Raw genomic sequence first — 22,305 nt, forward strand, 5'->3', positions numbered from 1 at the left:
GACATCGAGGATACTCCATGCGCCTGTCCCTGCGCCTCGCCGCGACCCTGTCCTGCAGCGCCCTGGCCTTCGCCGCCATCCAGACCGCCCCGACGCAAGCCCAGACGCAAGCCCAGACGGCTTCCCTGCCCGAACGCGTCATCGTCAATCTGACCGAGACGCCGTCGACCAGCCTGGCCTTCAACTGGCGCGCCGAAGCGGGCGCGGGCGACGGCTTCATCGAATATGCGACCCTGACGCCGGGCCCCGCCTACCCTGCCCAGGCCGTTCGCCAGCCGGCGCAGCGCACGCCCGCCGCCTTCACGACGCGAGACGAACAGAACGTCGCCGCCGACTATTACAGCGTCCGTCTGACCGGCCTGACGCCCGACACCCAGTACGTCTATCGTGTGGGCAAGGAGGGATCCTGGTCCCCCTGGCGCCAGGTGAAGACCGCCGCCGCCGAGGGCCGTCCCTTCACCTTCCTCTATATGGGCGACGTCCAGAACGACATCCGCTCCATGGGCGGCCTGGCCGTGCGCCGCGCCCTGCGCCAGACCCCGGACGCGGCCTTCATGCTGTTCGCCGGCGACCTGATCAACCGGGCCGACAACGACGCGGAATGGGGCGAGTGGTTCGATATGGACGCCCACCGTCTGGCCGAGACCCCATCGCTGATGACGCCGGGCAACCACGAATACATGAAGCCCCAGGGCTCGACCCCGCAGCTGCTGGCGCCCCAGTGGCGGCTCCAGTTCACCCTGCCCGAGAACGGCCCGTCCGACACGCTGACCGAGACCGTGTATCGGGTCGATTATCAGGGCGTGCGCATCATCTCGCTCGACGCCGACATGATCGACGAAGACCCGCAGGCGGCACAGGATCAGGTGGCCTGGCTGGAGCGGCAACTGGCCGACAACCCGTCGCGCTGGACGGTCGTCTTCCTGCACTACCCCCTCTATTCCACCGCCCGGGGCCGCAGCGGCGAAGAACTGCGCGCCGTGCTGCAACCCCTGTTCGACCGCTATCACGTCGACCTGGTTCTGGCCGGCCATGACCACACCTATGGACGCGGCCGCCCCCACGATCAGGGCCCGGTCTATATGGTCTCCAACGTCGGGCCGAAGCAGTATCCGCTGGGCGACTTGAACTGGACGGAGCGCAAGGCCAGCGGCGTGCAGGTGTTCCAGCAGGTCGAGGTCTCTGCGGCCCGACTGACGGTGCGGGCCTTCACCATGGACGGCGCGCCGTACGACGCCTTCCAGCTGGACAAGCCCGGCGCGGGTCCGGCGCGTCTGACCGATCTGAAGCCGGCGACGCCGGAGCTGATCCTGCGGCGCGAGGACCAATAGTGATCGCGCGCACCGCGATCGTCGGGCTGCTCGCGGCATGGGCGGCGGGGCTGGCGGCGACGCCGGCCCTGGCCGATCCGGTCTGCGGGGAAACCGCCGTCATGTCGCGCCTTCAGGCCGAGCTGGCGAAGCCGCGCGGCGCCCTGCTGATCGCCGCGCACCGGGCCGGCCATCTCGAGGCGCCCGAGAACTCGCTGGCCGCCATCGACGAAGCCGTGCGGGCCGGCGCGGACATCATCGAAATCGACGTCAAGGTTTCGGCCGACGGCGTCCCCTTCCTGATGCACGACCAGACCGTGACCCGCACCACCGGCGGCATCGGCGAGTCCGAAAGCCTGACCTACGCCCAGGTGCGGGCGCTGCGGCTGGAAGACAGTTCGGAGCCGCCGCCGACCCTGGTCGAGGCGCTGCGCACCGCCTGCGGACGCGTGCTGGTGGATCTGGACCTCAAGACGGACCGCGTCGCCCCCATTATCGCTGCGGTGGAGGGGCTGGGCATGACGGACCAGGTCCTGTTCTTCGACTCCGACAGCGAAGTGCTGGCGCAGGTGCGGCGGTTGGCGCCGAAGGCCATGGCGATGCCGCGCATCAGCCGTCCGGACGGCCTGACGGCCGCCATGCGTGGGCTGGCGCCGGTGATGGTCCACGGCGATCCGGAGTCGCTGGCGCCGCAGTTGAGAGCGGACATTCGGGCCCTGCCAGCGCGCGTCTGGGTCAACAGCCTGGGCGATGTCGATACAGCCGTCGCCTCAGGCGCGCCCGATGTCTGCGCCCGACTGGAGGCTCTGCTCGGCTTGGACGCCAATGTGATTCAGACCGACCTGCCCCAAGACCTGCGACGCACGCTGTCGGCCTGCGGCCTGGAGGCGGCGCAGTGACGCGGATGTTCCAAGGCCGGGACATTCAGGCGGCGTTTTCCATCGAAGGTCCGTTCCTGTCTTGCGGCAGCCGGTCGCCGACGCCGCCCCTCCCCCTCGCGATCCAGGAAAGGCTCGATTTCGACCAGGGTCTTTTGATACTGGATATTCGCAATGACGGGCCGGACGAGGCGGTGTTCCACCTGTACGACGGCCTTGCGGTTTCGCCCCCGGCGCATCGCTATCGTCTGAAGGCCGGCAAGGCGCTGTCGCTAAGCTGGCCGGCCGACCCCTATGATCTTCACATCGTCGCGCCCGACGGCCTGTACAGGCGCTTCGCCGGCCGCTCGGCTGACGACGGCGCCACTTCGGCCAAGCTGGTTCCGGCGCGCCGGGGCCTGGGTCTGATCCTGGGCCTGACAAGTGCAGAGACCGCTTGGTTCTGCGTCATCGACGAGACCGGCGGGCGAGCGGCGCGGCGTTCGAGAATCCGCGCCGGCGACCGTCCCCATATCCGCGTGCCGGTGCAGCCGGACGGCTGGTACGACGTATCGATTTCACGGGTCGGCGGCGCTTTTCGCCGTCGTTTTGCGGGTCGGGTGCGTATGCCGCAGGACATCAGCGAGGCCTAGCGCCGCCGCCCGACGCTGGACGTATCGAAGGGCGGGGCCTTACGACCCCGCCCTCGAACCTTCGGTGAGCCTGGGCTCGATCAGAAGTAGAAGCGCACGGCTGCCGTGATCGTCCGGCCTGGCAAGGTGCGGCCTAGCGCAACGCCGGTAGCCGGCAAGGTTGGCGCGGCGACCTCAGTGAGCGCGATCTCATCCAGCAAGTTGGTCGCGTAGAGGGACACCACGACCCGCTCTCTCGGCCGCACTTCCATGAAAGCATTCACCGTGGTGTAGCCCGGCATGACCAGCTGGTTGACGTCCTGAGAGAAGCTCTCGGTCGTGCCGACGAGGCTGGCGCCGACCGTGAACAGGTTCGTCTCGTACTGCGGCATCATGGCGAAGATCATGTCCGCCTGACGACGCGGTGCATTTCCGATCAGGGCGGGATCCGCCGCTTCGGTGATCTCGGCGCTGGTCAGGGTCGCGCTGCCCGTCAGGCTGAAGGGGCCGCGCCGGATCCCGCCTTCAAATTCGGCGCCGATCGCCTCATAGCCCTGGGTGACAAGGAAGAACGCCGTCTGACCGTTGGCGTCCGGCCGCAGTTGTTGATTGGTCTCGCCGACTTCGGCCCAGAAACCGGTCAGGTTCGCGAAGAGCCCCGGGGTCCGGAACTTCACCCCGACCTCGGCCTGGTCGACCGGGTCGTAGGAGATGTCCGTATTGGTCAGACCGCCCGTCACCGGATTGATCGCCGTCGTACGCAGAATGCGCTCGCCAGCCGCTCGGCCACCGCTGCTGTAGCGGGCGAAGGCCGAGGAGCTCTGGGACAGGCGGTAGTTCGCGCTGATCGAGTAGGAGGTGTAGTCGTAGTCATAGTTGACTGGAATACGGCTGGCCGTCTGTCCGAAGGTTTGCTCGGCCTCGGAAAGCACGCCGTCGCCGTTGATGTCGATCGCCCGGGACGAGGTCGGGGTATTGCCGAAGGTCTCGCCACGCACTTCACCCGTCTCGAGCCGCACAGACCCCCCCAGCGCCAGTCGCCCGATGCGGTAGTTGAGCGACGCGTAGGGCGCCAGAATGCGGTACTCCACATCGGTCCGGGCATTGCTGGCCCAGCTATAGACGCCATCCTGAGTACGGCGAGTGCCGTCGGTATTGATGATGTCCACCAGCGCCGAGTTCCCACCGTCGACAACGTCCTGGAAGGCCGTGATCTGCTGGCGATCGAAGCCGATGTCCTGGGTGGCGTTATAGACGCCGAGGGTGGTGGTCAGGTCGCCGCCGCCGACGGCCCATACGCGGCTTGCGCGCAGGTCATTGGTGAAGTTGTTGAGGCTGTCGACCTCGCTATTGACCAGACTGGCGATGGCGATGAGGCCATTTCCATTCAGGCTCGCAGGATCGGAGATCGCCTGCCCACGCTGCGGGCCCGACGCATAGGCGATCGTTCCAGACCGGCCCCCGAAGGCCAGCGGCAGGGACGCGGCAGGGGCCAGCCCGGCCGGGAAGTTGAAGAACTGGTTGCCCGACTGATCCGAGAACCGCATATGTTCGGAGATCGTCCAACCGCCAAGATTGAAGCGGGTCTGGAAGCCGATTGACCGGACCAGAGCATGGCTGCCGTCTTGAATATCGGTTTCAGCCACCGTCCCGTCGGGGGTCATGTAGGGAATGACGCCGATGTTCCGCGACGTGAGAGTGCCCTCTCGGATCGAGAACCCCGGGAGATCGCCATAGGACGGATCGTCATTTGTGCCGCTCACCGCGATTGGAACGGACTGGTAGACGGGCACGCGGTCATCGAGCAGTTTGCCCTCGAGGCGGAAGAAGCCGCCGTCAAAGTCCTTGGTCACATTGAAGCGAAGTTGCCCGCCGCGATGGCCTTCAAAGCCGATGTCGCGAACTCCCTCGCCTTCGCGGTAAAAGCCCCCGACATGGAAGCGCAAGGTGTCGGAGAGGTGTCCGCCGTAGCTGAAGTCCACGCGCTGGCTGTCATAGTCCAGACCGGTCGAGACCTGCACCGACCCGCCCTCGACTTCACCCGTGTTCGAGATCAGGTTGATCACCCCGCCGGGTGCGTTGGAGGCGAAGGTCGAGGCCGAGCCGCCGCGGATCGACTCGATCTGGGCGACGTTGAAGTCGAAGCGCATGAAATGGTCGGGTGTGAACGCCACAATATCGCCAAGCTGAAGCACCGGCAGACCATCTTCCTGGAACTGCAGGTACTTGGCGCCGGTGCTTACCATCGGCAGCCCACGAATCGTGTAGTTGCCGAGCGTCTCGCCCGAGCCGGCCTCGGCCCGGATGCCCGGAATGGTGCGGAAGATGGCGTTGATCGAGGTATTGCCGATCCGCAGCACATCAACGTCATCAATGGAACTGGTGGAAGTGGCGCTGTCCAGACGGTCCCGCGCCTTGGCGACGCCGGTGACGACGAGGTCGTCATTCGCCCTAGTGCGACTGGCCTCCCAGGCCGTCTGGCGCGCCGGAGCCTGTTCAGTTTGGGCGAACGAGGGGGTAGCGATTAACAAGGGCGCCAGCGCAACGCTGAGATAGAGAAATTTCAAGGCGACTCTTCCCGTATTTATTGGACGAATATTTGGAATAGCATGCAGATCATTCAGTAACGTCAATTCGTAATCTGCGATCTTTAGCTTGGTCACTTAAATACGGCAAACTACCCTTCAGACCTTATAATGAGATCATAAGCAATTTTACTGACTGGATTAGCGGCCATATTGACGTGGCGGAAGCCCATCGTGGCTGCGACTCGAGGGTCGCATTTGTGAGATCGTCAGAAGCTGCGGCTGATCGCCAGCGTCACGGTCGGCCCGGTGCGAATATACTCGCGCAAGTTCTCAGAACCCGAGCCAAAGGTGTACCAATAGGTATGGCTGTTCAGGAGATTACGTATCTGGATTGACGCCAGACCGTCGTCGCCCAGCCGCCTGCGCAAGCTGACGTCCACGAAACTGTAGGGCTGCTCATAGGGATCGTTGGCGAAACTATCCATGCCCTCGAGGAAGCCGGCCTGGCGGCTCCAGCCAACCGCCGCCTCCCAACCGCCCCCCTGCCAGAACAGCTCGACGGCGGCCAAGGTCTCCGGGGTTTCCGTAAACGGAAGCACGTCGCCCGCGCGCCAGGAGATGTTGGCGTCGGCGCGACTAACCTGCCAGGTCAGATTGGCGGTGAAGCCCAGGCCGTCCAGCGGCGCCGGGGCCCAATCGAAGCCGTGGCGTATCGCCAGTTCCACGCCGCTGATCCGCGCCCGTCGTCCGTTGACATAGGCCCGAACCGGTACTCCGTCTTCATCGCCCCGATCCTCCAGGCCGCCATCCCGGATCGAACTGGTCGAGGCCCTGTAGAGGAAGTTGCGAATGTCCTTGTGGAACAGGGCCGCCGACCAGGCCGTCGATCGTCCGTAATGCTCAATTGAGAGGTCGTAGCCGATCGCCTCCATCGGCTGCAGATCGGGATTGCCCTCGCGAACCTCCAGCAGCACCCAGTCGGTCTTGGGATTGGTCTCGCCGTCGTCGTCGGGGTCCTGATCATAGACATACTGCCGCGCCGTGGTCATGCGGGCGATGTCCGGGCGGGCGAGACTGGTCCAGACGGCGGCGCGAAGCACGGCCTCGGCGCCCAGGGCGCGTCGCAGATGGAGCGACGGCAGGACATTGACGAAGCTGTTGCGGCGATGGGCTCGTCCGTCGCCGCGGATCGCGTCGAGAACCGGGAAGCCTACGTTCGAGCGGGTGTGCTCGACCCGCACCCCGCCCGTGAGTTCAGTGTCGGCCCAACGGCCCGTCGCCATCACATAGCCGGCCGCCACCTGTTCCTTCAGTCGGAAATTCTCGGGTTCCTCGTCCGCCTCGAACTCGGGATCGACAATGAAATAGGGGCTGTCGCCGCGATAGACGCGTTCAATCTCGGCCAGCATCCGACGGCTGTCCAGCACGACGCCGAGCTGATGGTCGCCGGTGTAGCGGCCGTCGAACAGATCGGTCACCGTCGCGCCGAACAGCCCCTGAAGGTCGGCCATTGTCTCGGGGCCGATCAGATCGGGACGCGCGCCGGCGGCGCTGCGGCGATCCGAATACATGTAGCGCCCGCCCAGCTTGACCGATTCCAGCGGTCCGCCGCCCGTGGCGTAGGCGAGGTCGAACTGCGCCTGCGCCAGGTTTTCCGAAGTCTGTTCCCAGCCGTTGGTCAGGTTTCTGAAGTCATAGGCGGCAGGATCCTGCACTGCGGCCAGCCCCGCAGAATTTAGCCCCCACAGCCGAAAACGCGGGTCGCCGGTCTCGATCACCTCGACGCCGCGGTTGCCCAGCCATTCGACGGCGTCGGTCCTGAATTCCAGGGTCGAGCCGTTGTCTAGATCGTCCTGTGATCGGGACAGAGAGAGGTCATAGTCGATCCGCCAGGGACCGCCCCAGCTTCGCCCGCCCAAGGTGACGGACGACAGCAGGCCGGATTCCTGCGTCGCCTCCCAGAACCGCCGGAGCCGGAACCCCATCGGATCCCACACGCCCGACGCGCCGGCCAGACTGTAGATCGAGCGGACGGCGCGATCCGCGTCGGTGATCCGCCCGTCCCCGTCAGCGTCCTTCACCTGAGCGGTCGTATAGCCGTAGATGCGGCCCAGTTCGGGATCGGACCCGACCACCATCTCGTCCGGTTGGGCCAGATCAGCCAAGCCGCTGTCCACCGGGACCAGACGCTCCGTCCCCGCCAGGCCGTCGTTGCGGAAATTCAGACGGTTCCGGTACTCGTCGCCTTCATAGCGATTGTACTGGACACGAAGGTGCAGGTCGTTTTGGGCGCCGCGCCAGTCCAGACTGCCGTTCAAGCCGAGGCGTCGGACCTGGGTTTCGCCGACGGCCAACTCCATGCCGCGCATGACGAAACGGTCGAAGTCCCACCCCGTCGAATAGGTAGTTTCGTACCAGACCGGCGGCAGGTCGTCGCTGTCGCCGCCGACCATCTCGAACTTGGATCGCGCATCGCTCCAGTTGGCGGAGAGGAACAGGCCCAGTCGATCCGAGAAGCGATGCGACACCGCCAAGGCCAGCTTTTCAGAGCCCGGCTGATCGAACCGCATCAGCCAGCCGGTCTCCGCCGAAAGCCGCACATAGTCGCGCTCGGCGTCGAACGCCGTGGGGGTCAGAATGTCGATGAGACCGCCCAAGGCGTCGCCGTCCAAATCAGGCGTCAGGGTCTTGCGGACGATCAGGCTCTGTACGCCCTCAGGCGGTAAATAGCTGAGGCGGACGCCGCGATAGAATTTGTCCGCCCGCGACCCCGCGCCGCCCAACCGCACGCCGTTGATCCGGTAGGCGTTCCACTCGGTCGACATGCCCCGGACCGTCAGGCGGTCGCCTTCCCCGGTCTGGTGGTTGCGCACGGCGTTGACGCCCGGCAGTCGCGCCAGGCTCTCGGCGATATTGCTGGTCGGCAGCAGGCCCTGGTCGTCGGCGCTGACCACGTCGCTGACGCCGTCATAGTCGCGCTTGATCTCCAGCGCCTCCTGGATCGCCCCCGGGCGGCCCAGAACCACGACCTCCTCCAGCTCGGCCGAAGGCGGCGGCGGCGAATCCGACGTCGGCGCGGCGCGCTCGACGATCAGGGTGTCGCCCACCATGCGACTGCGCAGGTCGGGATTGCCGGCCAGCAGACCGGCCAGGGCGGCCCGTGCCGTCGTTCGCCCCCTGACGTCGCGGGCTGTGCGACCGCGCACCAGGTCGGCGTCGGCGATGACCGCCACCCCCGACTGCCGCGACAGGTCGCGCAGCGCCTCCGCCAGCGGACCGGCCGAGATCTGGAATCGCCGCACCCCGCCCGACAAAGGCTCCGCCGTTGCGCTCGTGACCCAAACCGCCAAGCCCGCCAGCACCGCTGCGCCCAGAACAGATGCCCGCCCCGGTTTCACGCTCAGCTCACCGGTCGATCAGAAGACGGCCGGAGGCGTCCTTGCGCAGCGTCAGCCCCTGCGTCTCCGCAACCACTGTCAGCACTTTTTCAGGCTGGGCGGTCTCGAACCGACCGCTGATGCGGCGTTTGCTCAGGTCAGGATCGGCGAAATCCGCGCGGAATCTCGGCGACTGTCGCCTGAGCTCCACCAGCAAATCCGACAAGGTCATGTCTTCGGCGTCTATCCACCCCTGGGTCCAATCCGGCTTTGTGGTCGCCGGATCAAGGCGAGCGACGGCGACGGACCTCAGCCCATCCTGCTGCGCCAGCAGACGCCCGCCGGCGCTGAGCACCCTGCGCTGATCTGGGTGTTTCAACGCCGTAACCTCGACCCTCCCCTCCAGCACGCTGACCTCGACCGCCCCGCCGCTGCGTTCGTCGACATTGAAGCGCGTGCCGAGGGCCGTGATCCGGTGTGTCGCCGTAATGACCGAGAAGGGCCGCTTCGCATCCTTGGCGACCGAAAAGAAGCCTTCGCCCTTCAGATAGACTTCGCGACGGCCGGCGCCGAAAGCCGTTCGCACAGTGCTGTCGCCGTTCAGTTGCACCGAAGACCCGTCCTCAAGGGACGCCTGAACCGTTTGGCCCGCCGTCGCCGCAAGCGTCTCGTGGACAAAGCCCTTCTCCGAAGGCCAGACGAGCACGGCGACGATCGCCGCAGCAGCGACCGCGCCTAACCCCGTCGCCGCCCAGGCCGGCCGAGCCATTGGTCGCCAGACCTTGCGGGTTGGTCGCAAGCCGTCAACGGCCACTATCCGCATCGCAGCCGCCAGGGCGGGGTCGGCCAGCACCCTCCCATGCAGATCCAGCATTTCAAGGCGTTCCGGCCCGGCGGCAAGCCAGTCGTCGAGACGACGAGCTTCATCCGCATCAAGCGGGCCACGTCTAAGACGGTCCGCCCACAGCGCGGCCTGTTCCTCGGTTTCGCCCAATCCATCTCTCATCAGGCGCGCTCCGTATCCATGGCGCGACGCACGTCAATGACCGCCCTGCTGAAGTGTTTTTGTGCGGCCTCGACGGAGATGCCGAGGCGGTCGGCGATCTGCCCATAACTCAAGTCGGTGGATTGGCGGAGGACAAAGACCTCGCGCCTGAGACGCGGCATGGCCCGCAAGGCGCGGGCGTACTGGTCGGCTCTCTGCTTCATGTCCAGAACCTCGAACGGAGAGGGATCGGCCGAGGCCATGTCGTCGGCGATTTCCTCTTCGCCGCCTCGCGCGCCCGACCGCCCCTTGTCGCTGAGCAGATTGAGCGCGACGCGAAAGGCGTAGGCCACAGGGTCCTTCAACGGCGCGCCGCGAGAGCGCGCCAGGACGCGGGCGTAAGCCTCCTGGCTGATGTCGTCGGCATCGGCGTCGTTACGGACGCGGCTTCTGACGAAGGCGCGCAGCCGCGGGGCGTTCTTCGCCAATACGCCTTCTGCCCCTGGATCCTGAACCGCCATTCGCCCCCCGCTGGATGGGGCTTTACGGCTCAACAGTGACGTTCAGAAAACAGTCGTACGAAAAACCGAAGGACTCGCTGAAGAAACAACGCGGTTCTAGAGAGCGGCGATTCGAGCCGTATCTTTAGTTGCAGAACAAGCCTGGTGCGGGCGGCCGGGATCGAACCGGCAAGGACTTTCGTCCGGCAGATTTTAAGTCTGCTGCGTCTACCAGTTTCGCCACGCCCGCGAGCCGGTCCGGCTCTATAGCCAGAACCGACCCGCGGGGCCAAGCGGCTCAGTGCGCAGGCGCGGCCGTAGCGGGGCGCATCGCGCGGAAATCGACGTCGGAGTCGGCGATCAGCCAGACCAGGCCCGCCCAGGCGGCGACATTCTGGGTCAATTGGGCCGGATCGATCTTGTCCAGAGTGTCGTTGGCGGTGTGGTGCAGGTCGAAATAGCGGGTTCCGTCCTGGGCCAGGCCGAAGAACGGCACGCCGAGCGGGCCCAGGGGGCCGACATCGACGCCCCCAAAGGTCTCGATCCGGTCCGACGCCAGAACGCCAATCGGATACAGAACCCGATCAGCCGCCTTCTGGAATTCCGACCCCTGTGCGCCGGCCGGCAGTCGCAGCGCGTAGACCCGGTCGGCGCCGAAATCGCTTTCGCCGGCGATGATGTGCTTCTCCGCCGCCGCGCCCAGGCTGCGGGCGTAGACCCCGCCGCCGTTGCCGGTCTCAGGCGTCGGCTGGGCCACTTCTTCGGAGCCGTAGAAGATGACCCGGATGGTGCGGGCGGGACGGCGGCCGCTGTCGGCGATAGCCTTGGCCGCTGCGACCGTGATGGCGCTTCCCGCCCCGTCGTCGATGGCGCCGGTGCCCAGATCCCAGCTGTCCATGTGCGAGCCCAGCACAATAACCTCGTCCGGCCGGGTCGCGCCCGGCAGGTCGCCGATGACGTTCTGGCTGTGGGTCACATAGGTGTGGGCGGTCGAGGTCAGGCGCATTCTCATCGGTTCGCCCAAGGCGATCAGACGGCTGACCTGGTCGGCGTCCGGCGCGGACAGGGCGAAGGACGGGATGGTCGGCTTGCCGTCGACATAGCGGGTGGTGCCGGTGTGGGGCATGCGGTCCTCGTCCGAGCCGACCGACCGCATGACGAAGGCCGCCGCGCCCTTGGCCGCCGCCACGCCCGGACCGGCGCCGCGCACGCCGGTCTGGGGCCCATAGCCCGAACCGTCCTGCATGGGGTGCATCTGGCCCAGATCGACATAGACGATCTTGCCGCGAACAGTGGCGTCGGGCGCCGCCTGAAGGTCTTCAAGGCTGGAGAAACGGACGACGTCCGCCTCGACCCCGCCCCTCGGCGTGGCGGGCGAATGGCCCAGGGCGGCGGCGACCAGCGCCTGGGCGTTCTTGCCGACAATCGCGGCGGAGCCTTCGCCCCGCTCCCAGCCGACCAGCGGGAATTTCTCGACGCGGACGTTCTGGAAGCCGTGAGCGCGCAGATAGTCGGCGGCCCAGGCCGCGGCGTCCTGCTCGGACTTCGAACCGGCCGGCCGCGCGCCGAAACGGGTGGTCAGCTGGGTGACGTAATCCAGGGCGATGTTCGACGACAGGGCGGCGTCGCGGATCGCGATGGCCCGCTCCACGGTCACGGCGTCCTGGGCCGAAGCCTGGGGTGCGAGGGCGACAAGGCCGAGCGCGAGGGCGCTGACGGACAGCAGGCGAAGGGACATCGGCAGACTCCGGACTGGGGAAGGCCGCGACCCTAGAAAGACTTAGCCGTTCTGGAAATAGGGTTCGACCGGACCCTGCAATTTGACGGTCAGAGCCTTGCCCTTGCGGTCCACCCGATTGCCCAGCGCAAGCCGCACCCAGCCCTCAGAGACGCAATATTCCTCGACATTGGTCTTTTCCTCGCCCTTGAAGCGAATGCCGACGCCGCGTTGCAGCACGTCCGCATCATGGAAGGGGCTGGACGGATCGACGGAAAGGCGGTCGGGGGGCGTGTCGGACATGATCGTTCGGCGGCTCGAATATCGGGAAGGCGCGGTGATAGCCGCGCCCGGCCCGTATGCCAACCGAAACCGCCGATCAGCGGCCTATGACCATCTGGGTGGCCAGGGCCGCGAACCAATAGATCGCGCCGAACAGACCCATGATCAGGGGCCGCCGCAGGCGGTGAGCAAGATAAAGAAATTCGCCGATCATGTCGGACCATCCACCATGAATTCGCCCTCTGACGGGGCATAGGAGGATAATCCGCTAGAATGGTTAGCTTGTCGGTTAAGCCGGACTAGGGGTGAGTCCGGATGCGACCTATTGCACCGTCTGACGCGGCTGGGCGTTGTCCCCGCCGGGGGGCTGATAGGCCTGCGGCCCCGCAGCGGCGGGCGTTGCGGCCGGGGCCGCCGCAGGACGGGCGGGGCGGCGCGCCGCCGGACGGGGCGTCTGACGCGCCGGGGCTGCAGCAGGCGCAGCGACGGGCGTAGCGCTCGGGGCGGCCGTCTGGCCGGGGGCGGGGTTCTGGGCGTCATGTACAGCCGGCGGCGTGGCGGCTTCGGCGGCGGCGGCGCGGGCGGCCATCTGCTGAGCCTGGAAGCGGGCGGCCAGTTTTTCGGTCAGTTCCTTGGCCTGGGCCGGCGTCATCTGGGCCATAATGGCGGCCAGGGTGCGCGGGCGCATGGCGGCGGCGACCGGCAGGCGCACACGATCGTCCAGCGTCGCCAAGACCGGGGCGGCCTCCTTGGGTCGCATGGCGGAGTAGACCTGGACCAGGCGGTCGATCTCGGCCTTCTCGCGCTCGTCGACCTGCCCCAGCATCTGCTTCATCTCGGCCTTCAGCGCTTCAAGCGCCTTGACCTTCGCATCGAGCTTCTGTTCGGCGGCGACCATCAGCGGCAGGGTGGTGGCGAAGTCCTGATCGCGGGCGTCCAGCTCGGTGCGGCGCGCCGACAGCGACTGGATGATCTTCAGTTCGGCCGGGGAGATGCCCGCCTGCTGGGCCAACTGCTCCGGCGACAGGGCGCAGGTGCCCGGCAGGGCCGGCTTGGGCGGCGCGCCCGCAGCAGCCGGCGCGGCTTCCTCAGCCCAGGCCTTGGCGCCCTCAAACAGGCCCGGCGCGACGCCGATGGCGCGCACCGCGACGACGCCGCCAATGGCGACGGCGATCAGGGGCAGAAGGCGGGGGATACGGGCCATGGACGAGGGTTCCGGACTCAGGCGGCGAACAGATCGTCGTCGAGATTACGACGCGCGGCGTTGAGGCTTTGTTTTGCAGTGTGGTTAGCGGAGCCGGCGGCCGTCAGGGCCTGGACGATGGCGGCGACATTGTCGCGCCCGCCCGGCGCCGCCGTCCGCCGTCCGCCGGTTTGGGCTTTCGCAGCAGGCTTGGACATGCCCTGGATCCGATCGGCGAGCGCCGCCATGCGGCGGGCGCGTTCCTCGTCGTCATTGACCAGCGCGGTCGAGACGCCGACGGCCGGCGCCAGCTCCAGCTCCAGGTCGCGTTCACGCGCGAGGGCCGGCGCTTCAACCGGCGCAGAGACCGGCGCGCGGGCGATCAGGCTCTCCAGCTGTTGCTTGACCTCACGCGCCTTAATGATGCGGTCATGAAGGAGATCCGTCTCCTGACCCGAGGCGCGCAGGGTCGCCAGCGCCGTCTCGGCTCTTCCGGCGGCCGTGTTCAACTCGCTCACCGCCTGGGCGAAGGCGACCTGGCCCGCGCGCAGGGTCGCCAGCTTGCGTTCCAGCTTGATCCCATAGCCCACCGCAGCGACGAGCAGCAGCATCAGCACCGCATCCATGATCATTCCGGTCATCAGCGGGCTCCTCTTATACGGGCGGCGCTTTCGGGATTGACCGGCGCCTCGATACGCACCGCGATATGCTGGCCCTTTCGGCCCATGCGTCCCGTCGTCAATGGGATCGAGCCCGCCCGGATCGAGACTTCCGAATCCGGCGTGGCGTTCAGCATCATCGTGTCGCCGACCTTCAGGTTCAGCACGCTGGACAGGGGCATCATCTGCTCGTCCAGCACGGCGCGCACCTCGGTCTCGGTCGTCCAGAGCTCGGTGGCCAGGTGGCCTTCCCAGATGTTGTCGCGGCCGAATTTCTCGCCCATGAACTGCTGCAGCAGCATTTTCCGGATCGGTTCCAGCGTCGCATAGGGCAGAAGAAGCTCGATTCGGCCGCCGCGGTCTTCCATGTCGATGCGCAGCTTGATCAGAATGGCCGCATTGGCCGGGCGCGCGATCGCCGCGAACCGCGGATTGGTCTCCAGCCGGTCCAGGTTGAAGCTGACCGGCGTCAGAGGCTCGAACGCCTGGCGGGCGTCGTTCAGCACCACCTCGACCATCCGCTGCACCAGCACCCGTTCGATGGTGGTGTAGGGACGCCCTTCGATCCGCAGGGCCGCCGTGCCGCGACGCCCGCCCAGCAACACGTCGACGATCGAATAGATCAGGTTGGAATCGACGGTCAGCAGACCGTAGTTGTCCAGTTCCTCGGCCCGAAACACCGCCAGGATCGCCGGCAGCGGGATGGAGTTCAGGTAGTCGCCGAACCGGATCGACGAGATATTGTCCAGCGACACCTCGACGTTATCAGAGGTGAAGTTGCGCAGCGAGGTCGTCATCAACCGCACCAGGCGGTCGAACACGATCTCGAGCATCGGCAGACGCTCGTAGGAGACGAGCGCCGAATTGATGATGGCGCGAATGCCGGATTTTTCGTTGCCGTCGTCATCGCCCAGATCGAAACCCAGCAGGCTGTCGATCTCGTCCTGGTTCAGGACGCGTTCGGCGACGGCGTCCGCAGGATCACCCATGCCGCCGAAGGACTCGAGCGATGTGTCGGTCATGCCTACTGAACCAGCATTTCTTCGATCAGCACGGCGTCGACCTTGCCCGGCGCGGCGACCAGGTTGATGCGGCGCAGCAGTTCGGCGCGCAGCTGATAGGTGCCGGCCGAACCGCTCAGATCCTCGGGACGAAGCTCACGCACGAATCCGGTGAACATGTCCTGCAGACGCGGCAGTTCGGACTGAAGCTGGGTCGCCAGCTCGGCGTCATGCATCTCCAGCGTAAGCTTCAGTTTCAGGAAGGTCGCCTTCCCGTCGGGCGACTGAATGTTCATGACCATGTCCGGCAGGGTGTAGAAGGTGACGCCGTCGGGACCTTCGGCGATCTTGCCCAGGGTCGGATCGGGCTCGCCGCCTTCCGCAGGCGCGCCGTGCCCCCCGCCCTCTTCCTTCTTCTCTTCCTTGCCATGTCCGCCGGCCTCGGCCTTTTCCTCGCCATGCCCCGCCGCGGCTTCCTCGCCGTGACCTTCCGCCGGCGCTTCGGCTGCCGGCTTGGGCTTCATCATGAAGAAGGCTGCAGCGCCGCCTCCCCCCAGCACCAGCAGGGCGACCGGGGCGATGATGAACAGAATCGGCAGCTTCTTTTTCTTGGGCGCGCCCTCTTCGCCCTCGGCGCCTTCCGCAGCGGGCGCTTCGGCTTCAGCGTTCGGATCGCCCTTCTTCTTGCCAAACTTCAACATGCGCTCGCCCCGGAGAATCTCACTGGGAAGATCGACCCGGCTTGGTTAACGCCACGTTTACAAACGGCAGATTTTGCCGAGCTAAGGGGAGGCCCTTAGGGCGCAAACCCGCATTCCGCCTCGATTAACCCTATTGGCACGGCCGTTGCGAGGCGGATGGGCGAAGGAGCACGCCTCTCGTGGAAAACGCCGCCTATATCGGATTGTCTCGTCAGATGACGCTGCGCCGCGAACTCGACATCGTGGCCAACAACGTCGCCAACGCGAACACCACCGGATTCAAGGTCGAACAGCTGATGGTCGGCACGGAAGTGGGCCAGCGCGCCCGCAACGACTCCATCCGCCCCTCGGCCAGCTTCGTGCTGGACAACGGCGTGGGCCGCGACTTCGGTCAAGGCTCGATGTCCGAGACCGGCCGTCCGCTCGACTTCGCCATCGCCGGCGAAGGGGCCTTCTTCACGGTCCGCGACGGCGCAGCCGGCGAGGCCTACACTCGTGACGGCGCCTTCACCCTGGATGCCGAAGGCCGTTTGACCACCAAACAGGGTCAGGCCGTACTAGGCGGCGGCGCGGAAATCGTGCTCGACCCGGCGCTGGGCGAGCCTTCGGTCGGCGCGGATGGAACCATCACCCAGGACGGGCAGATCACGGGCCGGCTGTCCGTCGTCCGCTTCGACACGCTCGGCGTGCTCGAGAAGGGCGGCGACGGACTCTATCGCAATGGGTCCAACACTCAGCCGGTCGAGGCCAACGACGTCCAGATCCACCAAGGATCGCTCGAGGCGTCGAACGTCAACTCGCTGACCGAAATCACCAATCTCATCGAGATCAGCCGGGCTTACGAAAGCATCACGCGGATGATCGAAAACACCACCGACCTTAGCCGTCGCGCCGTAGAGCGCCTCGGCAAGGCCGCTTAAGGGAGAGCCGGACAATGCGCGCGCTCAGAACCGCAGCCTCGGGCATGGCCGCCCAACAGCTGAACGTGGAGGTCATCTCCAACAACATCGCCAACATGAACACGGTGGGCTTCAAGAAGCAGCGCGCCGAGTTCCAGGACCTGCTCTACCAGAACGTCGAACGGATGGGCGCCCAGTCGTCCAGCCAGGGCACCGTCGTCCCGACCGGCATCCAGATCGGCGCGGGCGTCAAGGCCGGGGCCGTCTATCGCGTGACCGAACAGGGCACGCCGGCCCAGACCGGAAACGACTATGACATGGCCATCGACGGCGAGGGCTATTTCCAGATCACCCTGCCCTCGGGCGAGATCGCCTATACCCGCGCCGGCAATCTGCAGGTCAACCAGGAAGGCCAGATGGTCACCGACGACGGCTATGCGCTGGAGCCGGCCATCACCATCCCGCAGGACGCGGTGGACGTGACCATCTCCAAGTCGGGCCTGGTCCAGGTGACCCAGGACGGTCAGACCGCGCCGACCACGGTCGGCCAGATCGAACTGGCCACCTTCTTCAACGAGGCGGGGCTTGAAGCCATCGGTGACAATCTGCTGCTGGAAACCGCCGCATCAGGCGCCGCCAATATCGGCACGCCGGGCGACGCCGGCTTCGGCAGCATCCTGCACGGCTACACCGAGGCGTCCAACGTCGACGCCGTGTCGGAGATCAGCTCGCTCATTATCGCCCAGCGGGCGTACGAGATGAACTCCAAGGTGATCTCGACCGCCGACGAAATGCTGTCGGTGACCGCTCAGGTGAAGGGCTAAGCCATGATCGCGATCCGCCGCACCCTTCTTCTCGCCGTCGCCTTCAGCGGCGCTCTCGCAGGCGCCGCCTGGGCCGGCACGGTCTCGCTGAAATCGAACCCGGTGGACGACGACGGCCGCGTCACCCTGGGCGACATCTTCGACAACGCCGGCGCGGCCGGCGATGTCGTGGTCGCGCAACGCGTCGGCCCCTCGGTCGTTCTCGAGGCCGGCCAGGTCCAGGCCCAGGCGCGTCAGGCCGGATTGAGCTGGGACAATCCCAATGGACTGCGCCGCATCGCGGTTCGACAGTCCTCCGGCCCAGTCCAGGCTATGCAGGTCGCGACGGCCAGCCAGCCCGCCTCCTCCCAGCTGCGTACGGCCGCTCCTCCCGTGGGCCAGCCGGTCATCGCCCGCAACGACATGGTGCGCGTCACCTACCAGGTCGGCGGCGTGAACCTGAGCGTCATGGGCAAGGCCATGCGCAACGCCGCCATCGGCGAACCCGTGGCGGTCCTGAACACCAGTTCCAACCGGATGATCGACGCCGTCGCTTCCGGCCCGGGACAGGCCGTCGCTGGTCCTGCGGCTGACATGGCCCGCGCCAACACCCACCAACTCGCCGCCCGCTAGGGAAACCTCGTCATGCGCAATATCCTGATCGTCGCCGCCGTCGCCGCCTCGCTGGGCGCCTGTTCCACCGCCGTCGAGGCCGTGCGGGGCCCGCAACTGGCGCCCATCGGCTATCCCGCCGCCCTGATGCCGGTTCAGCAATCCTATATGGCCGGCCCCGGAATGCGGGGCGAAGCCACCCCCGCCAGCGCCAACAGCCTGTGGCGGGTCGGCGCCCGCACCTTCTTCGGCGACCAGCGCGCGCGTCATGTCGGCGACATCCTGACCGTCAATATCGACATCGACGACAGCGCCCAGACCCAGAACTCGACCACGCGAGCGCGCTCGAACGACTCCTCCGCAGGGGTGTCCAACCTGTTCGGCCTGGAAAGCAGCCTGGGCCGTATCCTCCCCGGCGGGTTCAACCCCGCCAGCATGGTGAGCATGGAGGGCGAAACGAACGCCTCTGGTTCGGGCTCTGTCTCCCGCTCGGAAAAGGTCTCCCTGACCGTCGCCGCCGTGGTGACCGAGGTGCTGGCGAACGGCAATATGGTGATCCAGGGTCGGCAAGAAGTGCGCACCAACCGCGAGGTCCGCGAACTGACCGTCGCCGGGATCGTTCGGCCGGAAGACATTTCGTCGGCCAACGCCATCAACCACACCCAGATCGCCGAAGCCCGCATCTCCTACGGCGGTCGCGGCGACATCAGCCGGATGCAGGCGACCCCGGCGGCCCAGAGCCTCGTGGAGCGTTTCAGTCCGTTCTGACCTGATGCCCGTGATGCTGAGGCGCCACGGATGGAATTCGTTGAAGCGGAGCCGTGAACCCTTAACGTGTAACCGCGTTTGCTGGTCAGACGCGAGTACTGACATGTTCAAGGTTCTGATCCCCGCCGCCGCCTCCATCGCCCTGGTCGCCTTCGCCGCCAGCACCCAGTCGGTCGAGTCCGTCGCTGCCGAGGCAATGCCGGTGGCCTCCCCCGTTCAAGCCCCCGCCATGGGTTGGCATCTCAGCCATGAAGGCGCGATGGCGAAACTGGCCTATGGCGTGGAAAATTCCGACCAACTGGCCCTGATGGTCACCTGCTCGCCCGGCGACTCCACCGCTGTGGTCTATGGCGACGTCCAGCCGGACACGCCGCGCTTGATCGCGGCTTCGCACGGACCGACGCCGATCGATCCCATCAGCGGCGGGGACGCGACCGAAACTCGACTGCCTCTACGAGACGCCAGCCTCATGGGCCTGGCCTCGCAAGGCGTCCTGAACGTTCAGGGCGACGCCGGAACCTTCGCCCTGCGCGCCAGCGCCGACGAGCGTCGGATGATCGCAGGTTTTCTTACCTATTGCGGATCGTCGCGCGCTTGACGAAATGGATGGGGGCGCTGTTTCGCGCCTGACCGTCAGCGGGGGCTGATCGATGAGCTTCATCCTATCGGCCGCGCTGGCGCTTGGTCTTCAGTCCTCAGGGCCTCAGGCGCCTGCAGCCTGGACCTGGACGCTGTACGAGGGCGACGGTCCGATCGTTCTCGCCAACGAACGGCCCGACACCCCTGATCTGAAGGCCACCCTCCAATGCGCGCCGGGATCCAGCGTCGTCGATGTCGCGGTCTATGCGCCGGACGGCCGACGGTCCCCCGCCCCGTCCGGTTTCGCCCGCCTGACCTCGGGCGCCGTAACGACCACGAGCGAGGCCCGTGTCGGCAGGGGCGGTCGGGTGGAAATCACCTTGCGCACCGACCACCCCCTGTTCGCGGCCTTCGTCGGCTCGGGCGACATGACGGTCATGGCCGGCGACCAGACCCTCGCCGTCAAGGTGGACCGGCCCCATCTTGCCAAGCTGCGCCGCTTCGCGGATCGTTGTGCGGGATAGGGGAAACCGTTCATGCATTTATCGAAAATCCTGGCGTCGGCGTTCGCCCTGTCGGCCCTCGCCGCCTGCGCCACGCCAGGCGGCGCGCCTGACACGACGCCTGTAGTGAGCTCTGGGGCGCCGGCGCCTTTGCCGAACTACGACTGGCATCTCAGTCTTGAACCGCAGGAAGCGGGGCTGGCCTATGGCGTGGCCAACAGCGACGAGGTTAAGCTTCAGCTGCGCTGCGCCCCCGGCTCGGGCGCGCTCGACTTGGCCGCCCTGCTGGAAAAGCCCTCCCGCCAATTGCATCTCGAATCGGGCGGCGACACCGAACGCTATCCCGCTGAGTCCGAAGACGCCGGCATCACAGACGGCGCCTATACCGAGGCTGACGCCAAGACCAAGGATCCGGTCTTCCAACGCTTCCGCCGCTTAGGCTGGATCGCCGTCTGGGACGGTGAAACGCGGCGGACCTACGTCGCCCATCCGCAGTCGCAGGGCGACATCGAACGCTTCTTCGTCGCCTGCAAATGAAACGCGCGGCTTGACGCCCCCCTCCCGCTCGGCTTGCCTGAGCATTCTGTTCCGGAGGGGTGTCATGAAGTTCCATTATCTGGCCGTCGCGGCTGTCATCGCCGCCACGCCCCAGGCGGCGGCGTGGGCGCAATCGCGTCCCGCGACGCCCCCCGCCGCCGTCTCCGCGAACCCGGCCGAGCGGGCGCTGGACGCCGTGATCGCCGATTACGAGACCTATCTGAAATCCGTCGACCCGATGGCCGCCTCCAGCGAGGGCGACGTCGAGGCCATGGCGCGCGTCCCGGATCTGTCGCGGTCGTTCGAACTAGCCCAGCGCGCGCCGCTGCAAGCCTTCGTCGATAGGCTCAAGGCCATAGACCCGGCAGGTCTTTCCCAGGCTGCGGGCATCAACCACGCCTTTCTGCTCTACACCCTCAACCGCAGTATCGAGGGTCTGGACTACGACATTTCGCGCCTGGCCTTCGACAGCGAGGGCGGGCCCGGAACCTGGGCGCTGTACGTCGGGGGCGGCACGCGCTTGAACTCGGTCGCGGAGGCCGAGGCCTATATCCGGCGCATCCAGGGCTTCGGCGGCCTCTACGCCCAGACCACCGACAACGCCCGGCGCGGCCTGGCGACCGGCATGGTCCAGGCCCGATCCGTGACCGAAAGCGCCCTGGCCAATGCGCGTAACGACGTGGCGATCACGCCCGACGCCGAGCCTCTGCTGAAGCCTCTGACCACCCTGCCCCCGACTGTATCTCAGGCCGATAAGGACCGGCTGACCGCCCAGGCCGCTTCGGCCGTCGCCTCTGCCATCGTCCCGGCGCGTCGGGCCTGGCTGACCTTCCTTGAGGCCGAATACCTGCCCAAGGCCCCGGTCGAACCGGGTCTGGGGAACCGCCCCGGCGGCAAGGAAATGTACGCCTATCTGGTGCGGGGCCACACCACCACGGACCTGACGCCGGACCAGATCCACCAGATCGGCCTGTCCGAGGTCGCCCGGATCCGCGCCCGCATGGATGTGGAGATGAAGGCCGCCGGCTGGACCGGCGACTTCGCCGGCTTCCTGGCCTTCCTGCGCACCGACCCGCAGTTCTACGCCCCCACCCGCGAGGCCCTGATCGAAAAGGCGTCGGAGATGGCGAAACGCGCGGACGGCGGCCTGCCCGCCCTGTTCGCCACCCTGCCCCGCCTGCCCTATGACGTGCAGCCGGTCCCGCCCCAGATCGAGGAAAACTACACCACCGGCCGTTACAACGGCGGCTCGATGCAGAACGGCGTCGCCGGCCATTATGTGGTCAATACGTCGAAACTGAACCAGCGGCCCCTGTACGAATTGCCGGCCCTGACCCTGCATGAGGCGGTGCCGGGCCACCATCTCCAGATCGCTCTGCAGCAGGAGGCCGAGGGCCAACCCTATTTCCGTCGCCAGGCCAATGTGACCGCCTTCACCGAGGGCTGGGGTCTGTACGCCGAATATCTGGGCGAGGAGATTGGTTTCTACCGTACCCCCTACGAACGGTTCGGCCGCCTGTCCTACGAGATGTGGCGCGCCTGTCGTCTGGTGGCCGACACCGGCCTGCACTGGATGGGCTGGAGCGAGGAACAGGCCCGCGCCTGTTTCCGCGACAACTCGGCCCTGGCGCCCCACAATATCGAGACTGAGCTTCAGCGCTACATCGGCTGGCCGGGCCAGGCCACGGCCTACAAGATCGGCGAGATTCGCCTTCGCGAAATCCGCGCCCGGGCCGAGCGCGAACTGGGCTCCAAGTTCAACATCCGCACCTTCCACGACGCGCTTCTGACGGAGGGCCCGCTGCCGCTGGCGCTGCTGGACCAGCGCATGGACGGCTGGATTGCGATGGAGAAGGCGAAATAACGACAGCG

Annotated in this window: 21 protein-coding genes and 1 tRNA gene; 11 read left to right on the top strand and 11 right to left on the bottom strand. The window is 66.6% G+C overall.

All coding sequences use genetic code 11. The features are described from left to right. The first annotated feature begins 17 nt into the window (after positions 1–17). The 3 genes from ACW170_RS15490 to ACW170_RS15500 are packed head-to-tail and all read left to right on the top strand — an operon-like array spanning position 18 to position 2,820. Entirely contained in the window at positions 18–1,331 is a 1,314-nt protein-coding gene (locus tag ACW170_RS15490) for a purple acid phosphatase family protein (protein WP_492087517.1), read from the top strand. Continuing rightward, positions 1,331–2,209 (top strand): glycerophosphodiester phosphodiesterase family protein, encoded by an 879-nt coding sequence (locus ACW170_RS15495; protein ID WP_492087518.1) that lies wholly within the window; start codon positions 1,331–1,333, stop codon positions 2,207–2,209. Before ACW170_RS15490 ends, ACW170_RS15495 begins: the two co-directional genes overlap by 1 nt. A 5-nt stretch (positions 2,210–2,214) precedes the next feature. Then, entirely contained in the window at positions 2,215–2,820 is a 606-nt protein-coding gene (locus tag ACW170_RS15500) for a phospholipase domain-containing protein (protein WP_492089197.1), read from the top strand. 80 nt (positions 2,821–2,900) lie between these two features. On the opposite strand, the gene ACW170_RS15505 is transcribed toward ACW170_RS15500, so the two are convergent. The 11 genes from ACW170_RS15505 to ACW170_RS15555 all read right to left on the bottom strand — a co-directional run bounded on the left by ACW170_RS15505 (position 2,901) and on the right by ACW170_RS15555 (position 15,732). Further along, positions 2,901–5,366 carry a TonB-dependent receptor gene (locus tag ACW170_RS15505; protein ID WP_492087519.1) on the bottom strand — a complete coding sequence of 822 codons (2,466 nt, stop codon included), beginning with the start codon at positions 5,364–5,366 and terminating at the stop codon, positions 2,901–2,903. A 227-nt stretch (positions 5,367–5,593) separates the two neighbouring features. Then, positions 5,594–8,725: a TonB-dependent receptor gene (locus tag ACW170_RS15510; RefSeq protein ID WP_492087520.1), complete on the bottom strand. Its 3,132-nt coding sequence runs from the start codon at positions 8,723–8,725 to the stop codon at positions 5,594–5,596. A 7-nt stretch (positions 8,726–8,732) separates the two neighbouring features. Next, positions 8,733–9,710 carry a FecR family protein gene (locus ACW170_RS15515; protein ID WP_492087521.1) on the bottom strand — a complete coding sequence of 326 codons (978 nt, stop codon included), beginning with the start codon at positions 9,708–9,710 and terminating at the stop codon, positions 8,733–8,735. Further along, a complete protein-coding gene (locus ACW170_RS15520) occupies positions 9,710–10,177 on the bottom strand; it encodes an RNA polymerase sigma factor (RefSeq protein ID WP_492087522.1) in 468 nt (155 codons plus the stop codon). Before ACW170_RS15520 ends, ACW170_RS15515 begins: the two co-directional genes overlap by 1 nt. Before the next feature lie 175 nt (positions 10,178–10,352). After that, a tRNA-Leu gene (locus ACW170_RS15525) sits at positions 10,353–10,439 on the bottom strand. Between the two features lie 48 nt (positions 10,440–10,487). Next, positions 10,488–11,927 carry a M20/M25/M40 family metallo-hydrolase gene (locus ACW170_RS15530; RefSeq protein ID WP_492087523.1) on the bottom strand — a complete coding sequence of 480 codons (1,440 nt, stop codon included), beginning with the start codon at positions 11,925–11,927 and terminating at the stop codon, positions 10,488–10,490. A gap of 42 nt (positions 11,928–11,969) precedes the next feature. Continuing rightward, a complete protein-coding gene (locus ACW170_RS15535) occupies positions 11,970–12,209 on the bottom strand; it encodes a DUF3297 family protein (RefSeq protein ID WP_492026161.1) in 240 nt (79 codons plus the stop codon). A gap of 301 nt (positions 12,210–12,510) precedes the next feature. Beyond that, positions 12,511–13,392, bottom strand: coding sequence for a MotE family protein (locus ACW170_RS15540; protein ID WP_492087524.1), 882 nt, complete (start codon positions 13,390–13,392; stop codon positions 12,511–12,513). 17 nt (positions 13,393–13,409) lie between these two features. Then, positions 13,410–14,012 carry a DUF6468 domain-containing protein gene (locus tag ACW170_RS15545; RefSeq protein ID WP_492087525.1) on the bottom strand — a complete coding sequence of 201 codons (603 nt, stop codon included), beginning with the start codon at positions 14,010–14,012 and terminating at the stop codon, positions 13,410–13,412. Beyond that, positions 14,012–15,052, bottom strand: coding sequence for a flagellar motor switch protein FliM (fliM, locus tag ACW170_RS15550; protein WP_492087526.1), 1,041 nt, complete (start codon positions 15,050–15,052; stop codon positions 14,012–14,014). Before fliM ends, ACW170_RS15545 begins: the two co-directional genes overlap by 1 nt. Before the next feature lie 2 nt (positions 15,053–15,054). Beyond that, positions 15,055–15,732, bottom strand: coding sequence for a flagellar basal body-associated FliL family protein (locus tag ACW170_RS15555; RefSeq protein ID WP_492087527.1), 678 nt, complete (start codon positions 15,730–15,732; stop codon positions 15,055–15,057). A gap of 179 nt (positions 15,733–15,911) precedes the next feature. Between ACW170_RS15555 and flgF the strand changes: the two genes are divergently transcribed. The 8 genes from flgF to ACW170_RS15595 all read left to right on the top strand — a co-directional run bounded on the left by flgF (position 15,912) and on the right by ACW170_RS15595 (position 22,297). Further along, positions 15,912–16,652, top strand: coding sequence for a flagellar basal-body rod protein FlgF (gene flgF / locus ACW170_RS15560; protein ID WP_492087528.1), 741 nt, complete (start codon positions 15,912–15,914; stop codon positions 16,650–16,652). Between the two features lie 14 nt (positions 16,653–16,666). Next, positions 16,667–17,455 carry a flagellar basal-body rod protein FlgG gene (gene flgG / locus ACW170_RS15565; RefSeq protein ID WP_492087529.1) on the top strand — a complete coding sequence of 263 codons (789 nt, stop codon included), beginning with the start codon at positions 16,667–16,669 and terminating at the stop codon, positions 17,453–17,455. A gap of 3 nt (positions 17,456–17,458) precedes the next feature. Further along, positions 17,459–18,067 carry a flagella basal body P-ring formation protein FlgA gene (locus ACW170_RS15570; protein ID WP_492087530.1) on the top strand — a complete coding sequence of 203 codons (609 nt, stop codon included), beginning with the start codon at positions 17,459–17,461 and terminating at the stop codon, positions 18,065–18,067. A gap of 12 nt (positions 18,068–18,079) precedes the next feature. Continuing rightward, positions 18,080–18,814, top strand: coding sequence for a flagellar basal body L-ring protein FlgH (gene flgH, locus ACW170_RS15575; RefSeq protein ID WP_492087531.1), 735 nt, complete (start codon positions 18,080–18,082; stop codon positions 18,812–18,814). A gap of 103 nt (positions 18,815–18,917) precedes the next feature. After that, the gene (locus ACW170_RS15580) at positions 18,918–19,412 is read left to right on the top strand and encodes a hypothetical protein (protein WP_492087532.1); all 495 of its coding nucleotides are present in this window, start codon (positions 18,918–18,920) and stop codon (positions 19,410–19,412) included. Between the two features lie 52 nt (positions 19,413–19,464). After that, the gene (locus ACW170_RS15585; RefSeq protein WP_492087533.1) at positions 19,465–19,917 is read left to right on the top strand and encodes a hypothetical protein; all 453 of its coding nucleotides are present in this window, start codon (positions 19,465–19,467) and stop codon (positions 19,915–19,917) included. A gap of 12 nt (positions 19,918–19,929) precedes the next feature. Further along, positions 19,930–20,433 (top strand): hypothetical protein, encoded by a 504-nt coding sequence (locus tag ACW170_RS15590; protein ID WP_492087535.1) that lies wholly within the window; start codon positions 19,930–19,932, stop codon positions 20,431–20,433. A gap of 64 nt (positions 20,434–20,497) precedes the next feature. Beyond that, positions 20,498–22,297 carry a DUF885 domain-containing protein gene (locus ACW170_RS15595; RefSeq protein ID WP_492087536.1) on the top strand — a complete coding sequence of 600 codons (1,800 nt, stop codon included), beginning with the start codon at positions 20,498–20,500 and terminating at the stop codon, positions 22,295–22,297. Positions 22,298–22,305: the final 8 nt, after the last annotated feature.

The sequence above is a fragment of the Brevundimonas sp. FV2ps16 genome, from assembly GCF_058681075.1.

Excerpts from the sequence above, each read along its gene's own strand:
- ACW170_RS15490 (WP_492087517.1), top strand. The coding sequence starts at position 18 with ATGCGCCTGTCCCTGCGCCTCGCCGCGACCCTGTCCTGCAGCGCCCTG.
- ACW170_RS15500 (WP_492089197.1), top strand. The coding sequence starts at position 2,215 with ATGTTCCAAGGCCGGGACATTCAGGCGGCGTTTTCCATCGAAGGTCCG.
- ACW170_RS15515 (WP_492087521.1), bottom strand. The coding sequence starts at position 9,710 with ATGAGAGATGGATTGGGCGAAACCGAGGAACAGGCCGCGCTGTGGGCG.
- ACW170_RS15530 (WP_492087523.1), bottom strand. The coding sequence starts at position 11,927 with ATGTCCCTTCGCCTGCTGTCCGTCAGCGCCCTCGCGCTCGGCCTTGTC.
- ACW170_RS15535 (WP_492026161.1), bottom strand. The coding sequence starts at position 12,209 with ATGTCCGACACGCCCCCCGACCGCCTTTCCGTCGATCCGTCCAGCCCC.
- ACW170_RS15540 (WP_492087524.1), bottom strand. The coding sequence starts at position 13,392 with ATGGCCCGTATCCCCCGCCTTCTGCCCCTGATCGCCGTCGCCATTGGC.
- ACW170_RS15545 (WP_492087525.1), bottom strand. The coding sequence starts at position 14,012 with ATGACCGGAATGATCATGGATGCGGTGCTGATGCTGCTGCTCGTCGCT.
- fliM (WP_492087526.1), bottom strand. The coding sequence starts at position 15,052 with ATGACCGACACATCGCTCGAGTCCTTCGGCGGCATGGGTGATCCTGCG.
- ACW170_RS15555 (WP_492087527.1), bottom strand. The coding sequence starts at position 15,732 with ATGTTGAAGTTTGGCAAGAAGAAGGGCGATCCGAACGCTGAAGCCGAA.
- flgG (WP_492087529.1), top strand. The coding sequence starts at position 16,667 with ATGCGCGCGCTCAGAACCGCAGCCTCGGGCATGGCCGCCCAACAGCTG.
- ACW170_RS15570 (WP_492087530.1), top strand. The coding sequence starts at position 17,459 with ATGATCGCGATCCGCCGCACCCTTCTTCTCGCCGTCGCCTTCAGCGGC.
- flgH (WP_492087531.1), top strand. The coding sequence starts at position 18,080 with ATGCGCAATATCCTGATCGTCGCCGCCGTCGCCGCCTCGCTGGGCGCC.
- ACW170_RS15580 (WP_492087532.1), top strand. The coding sequence starts at position 18,918 with ATGTTCAAGGTTCTGATCCCCGCCGCCGCCTCCATCGCCCTGGTCGCC.
- ACW170_RS15585 (WP_492087533.1), top strand. The coding sequence starts at position 19,465 with ATGAGCTTCATCCTATCGGCCGCGCTGGCGCTTGGTCTTCAGTCCTCA.
- ACW170_RS15590 (WP_492087535.1), top strand. The coding sequence starts at position 19,930 with ATGCATTTATCGAAAATCCTGGCGTCGGCGTTCGCCCTGTCGGCCCTC.
- ACW170_RS15595 (WP_492087536.1), top strand. The coding sequence starts at position 20,498 with ATGAAGTTCCATTATCTGGCCGTCGCGGCTGTCATCGCCGCCACGCCC.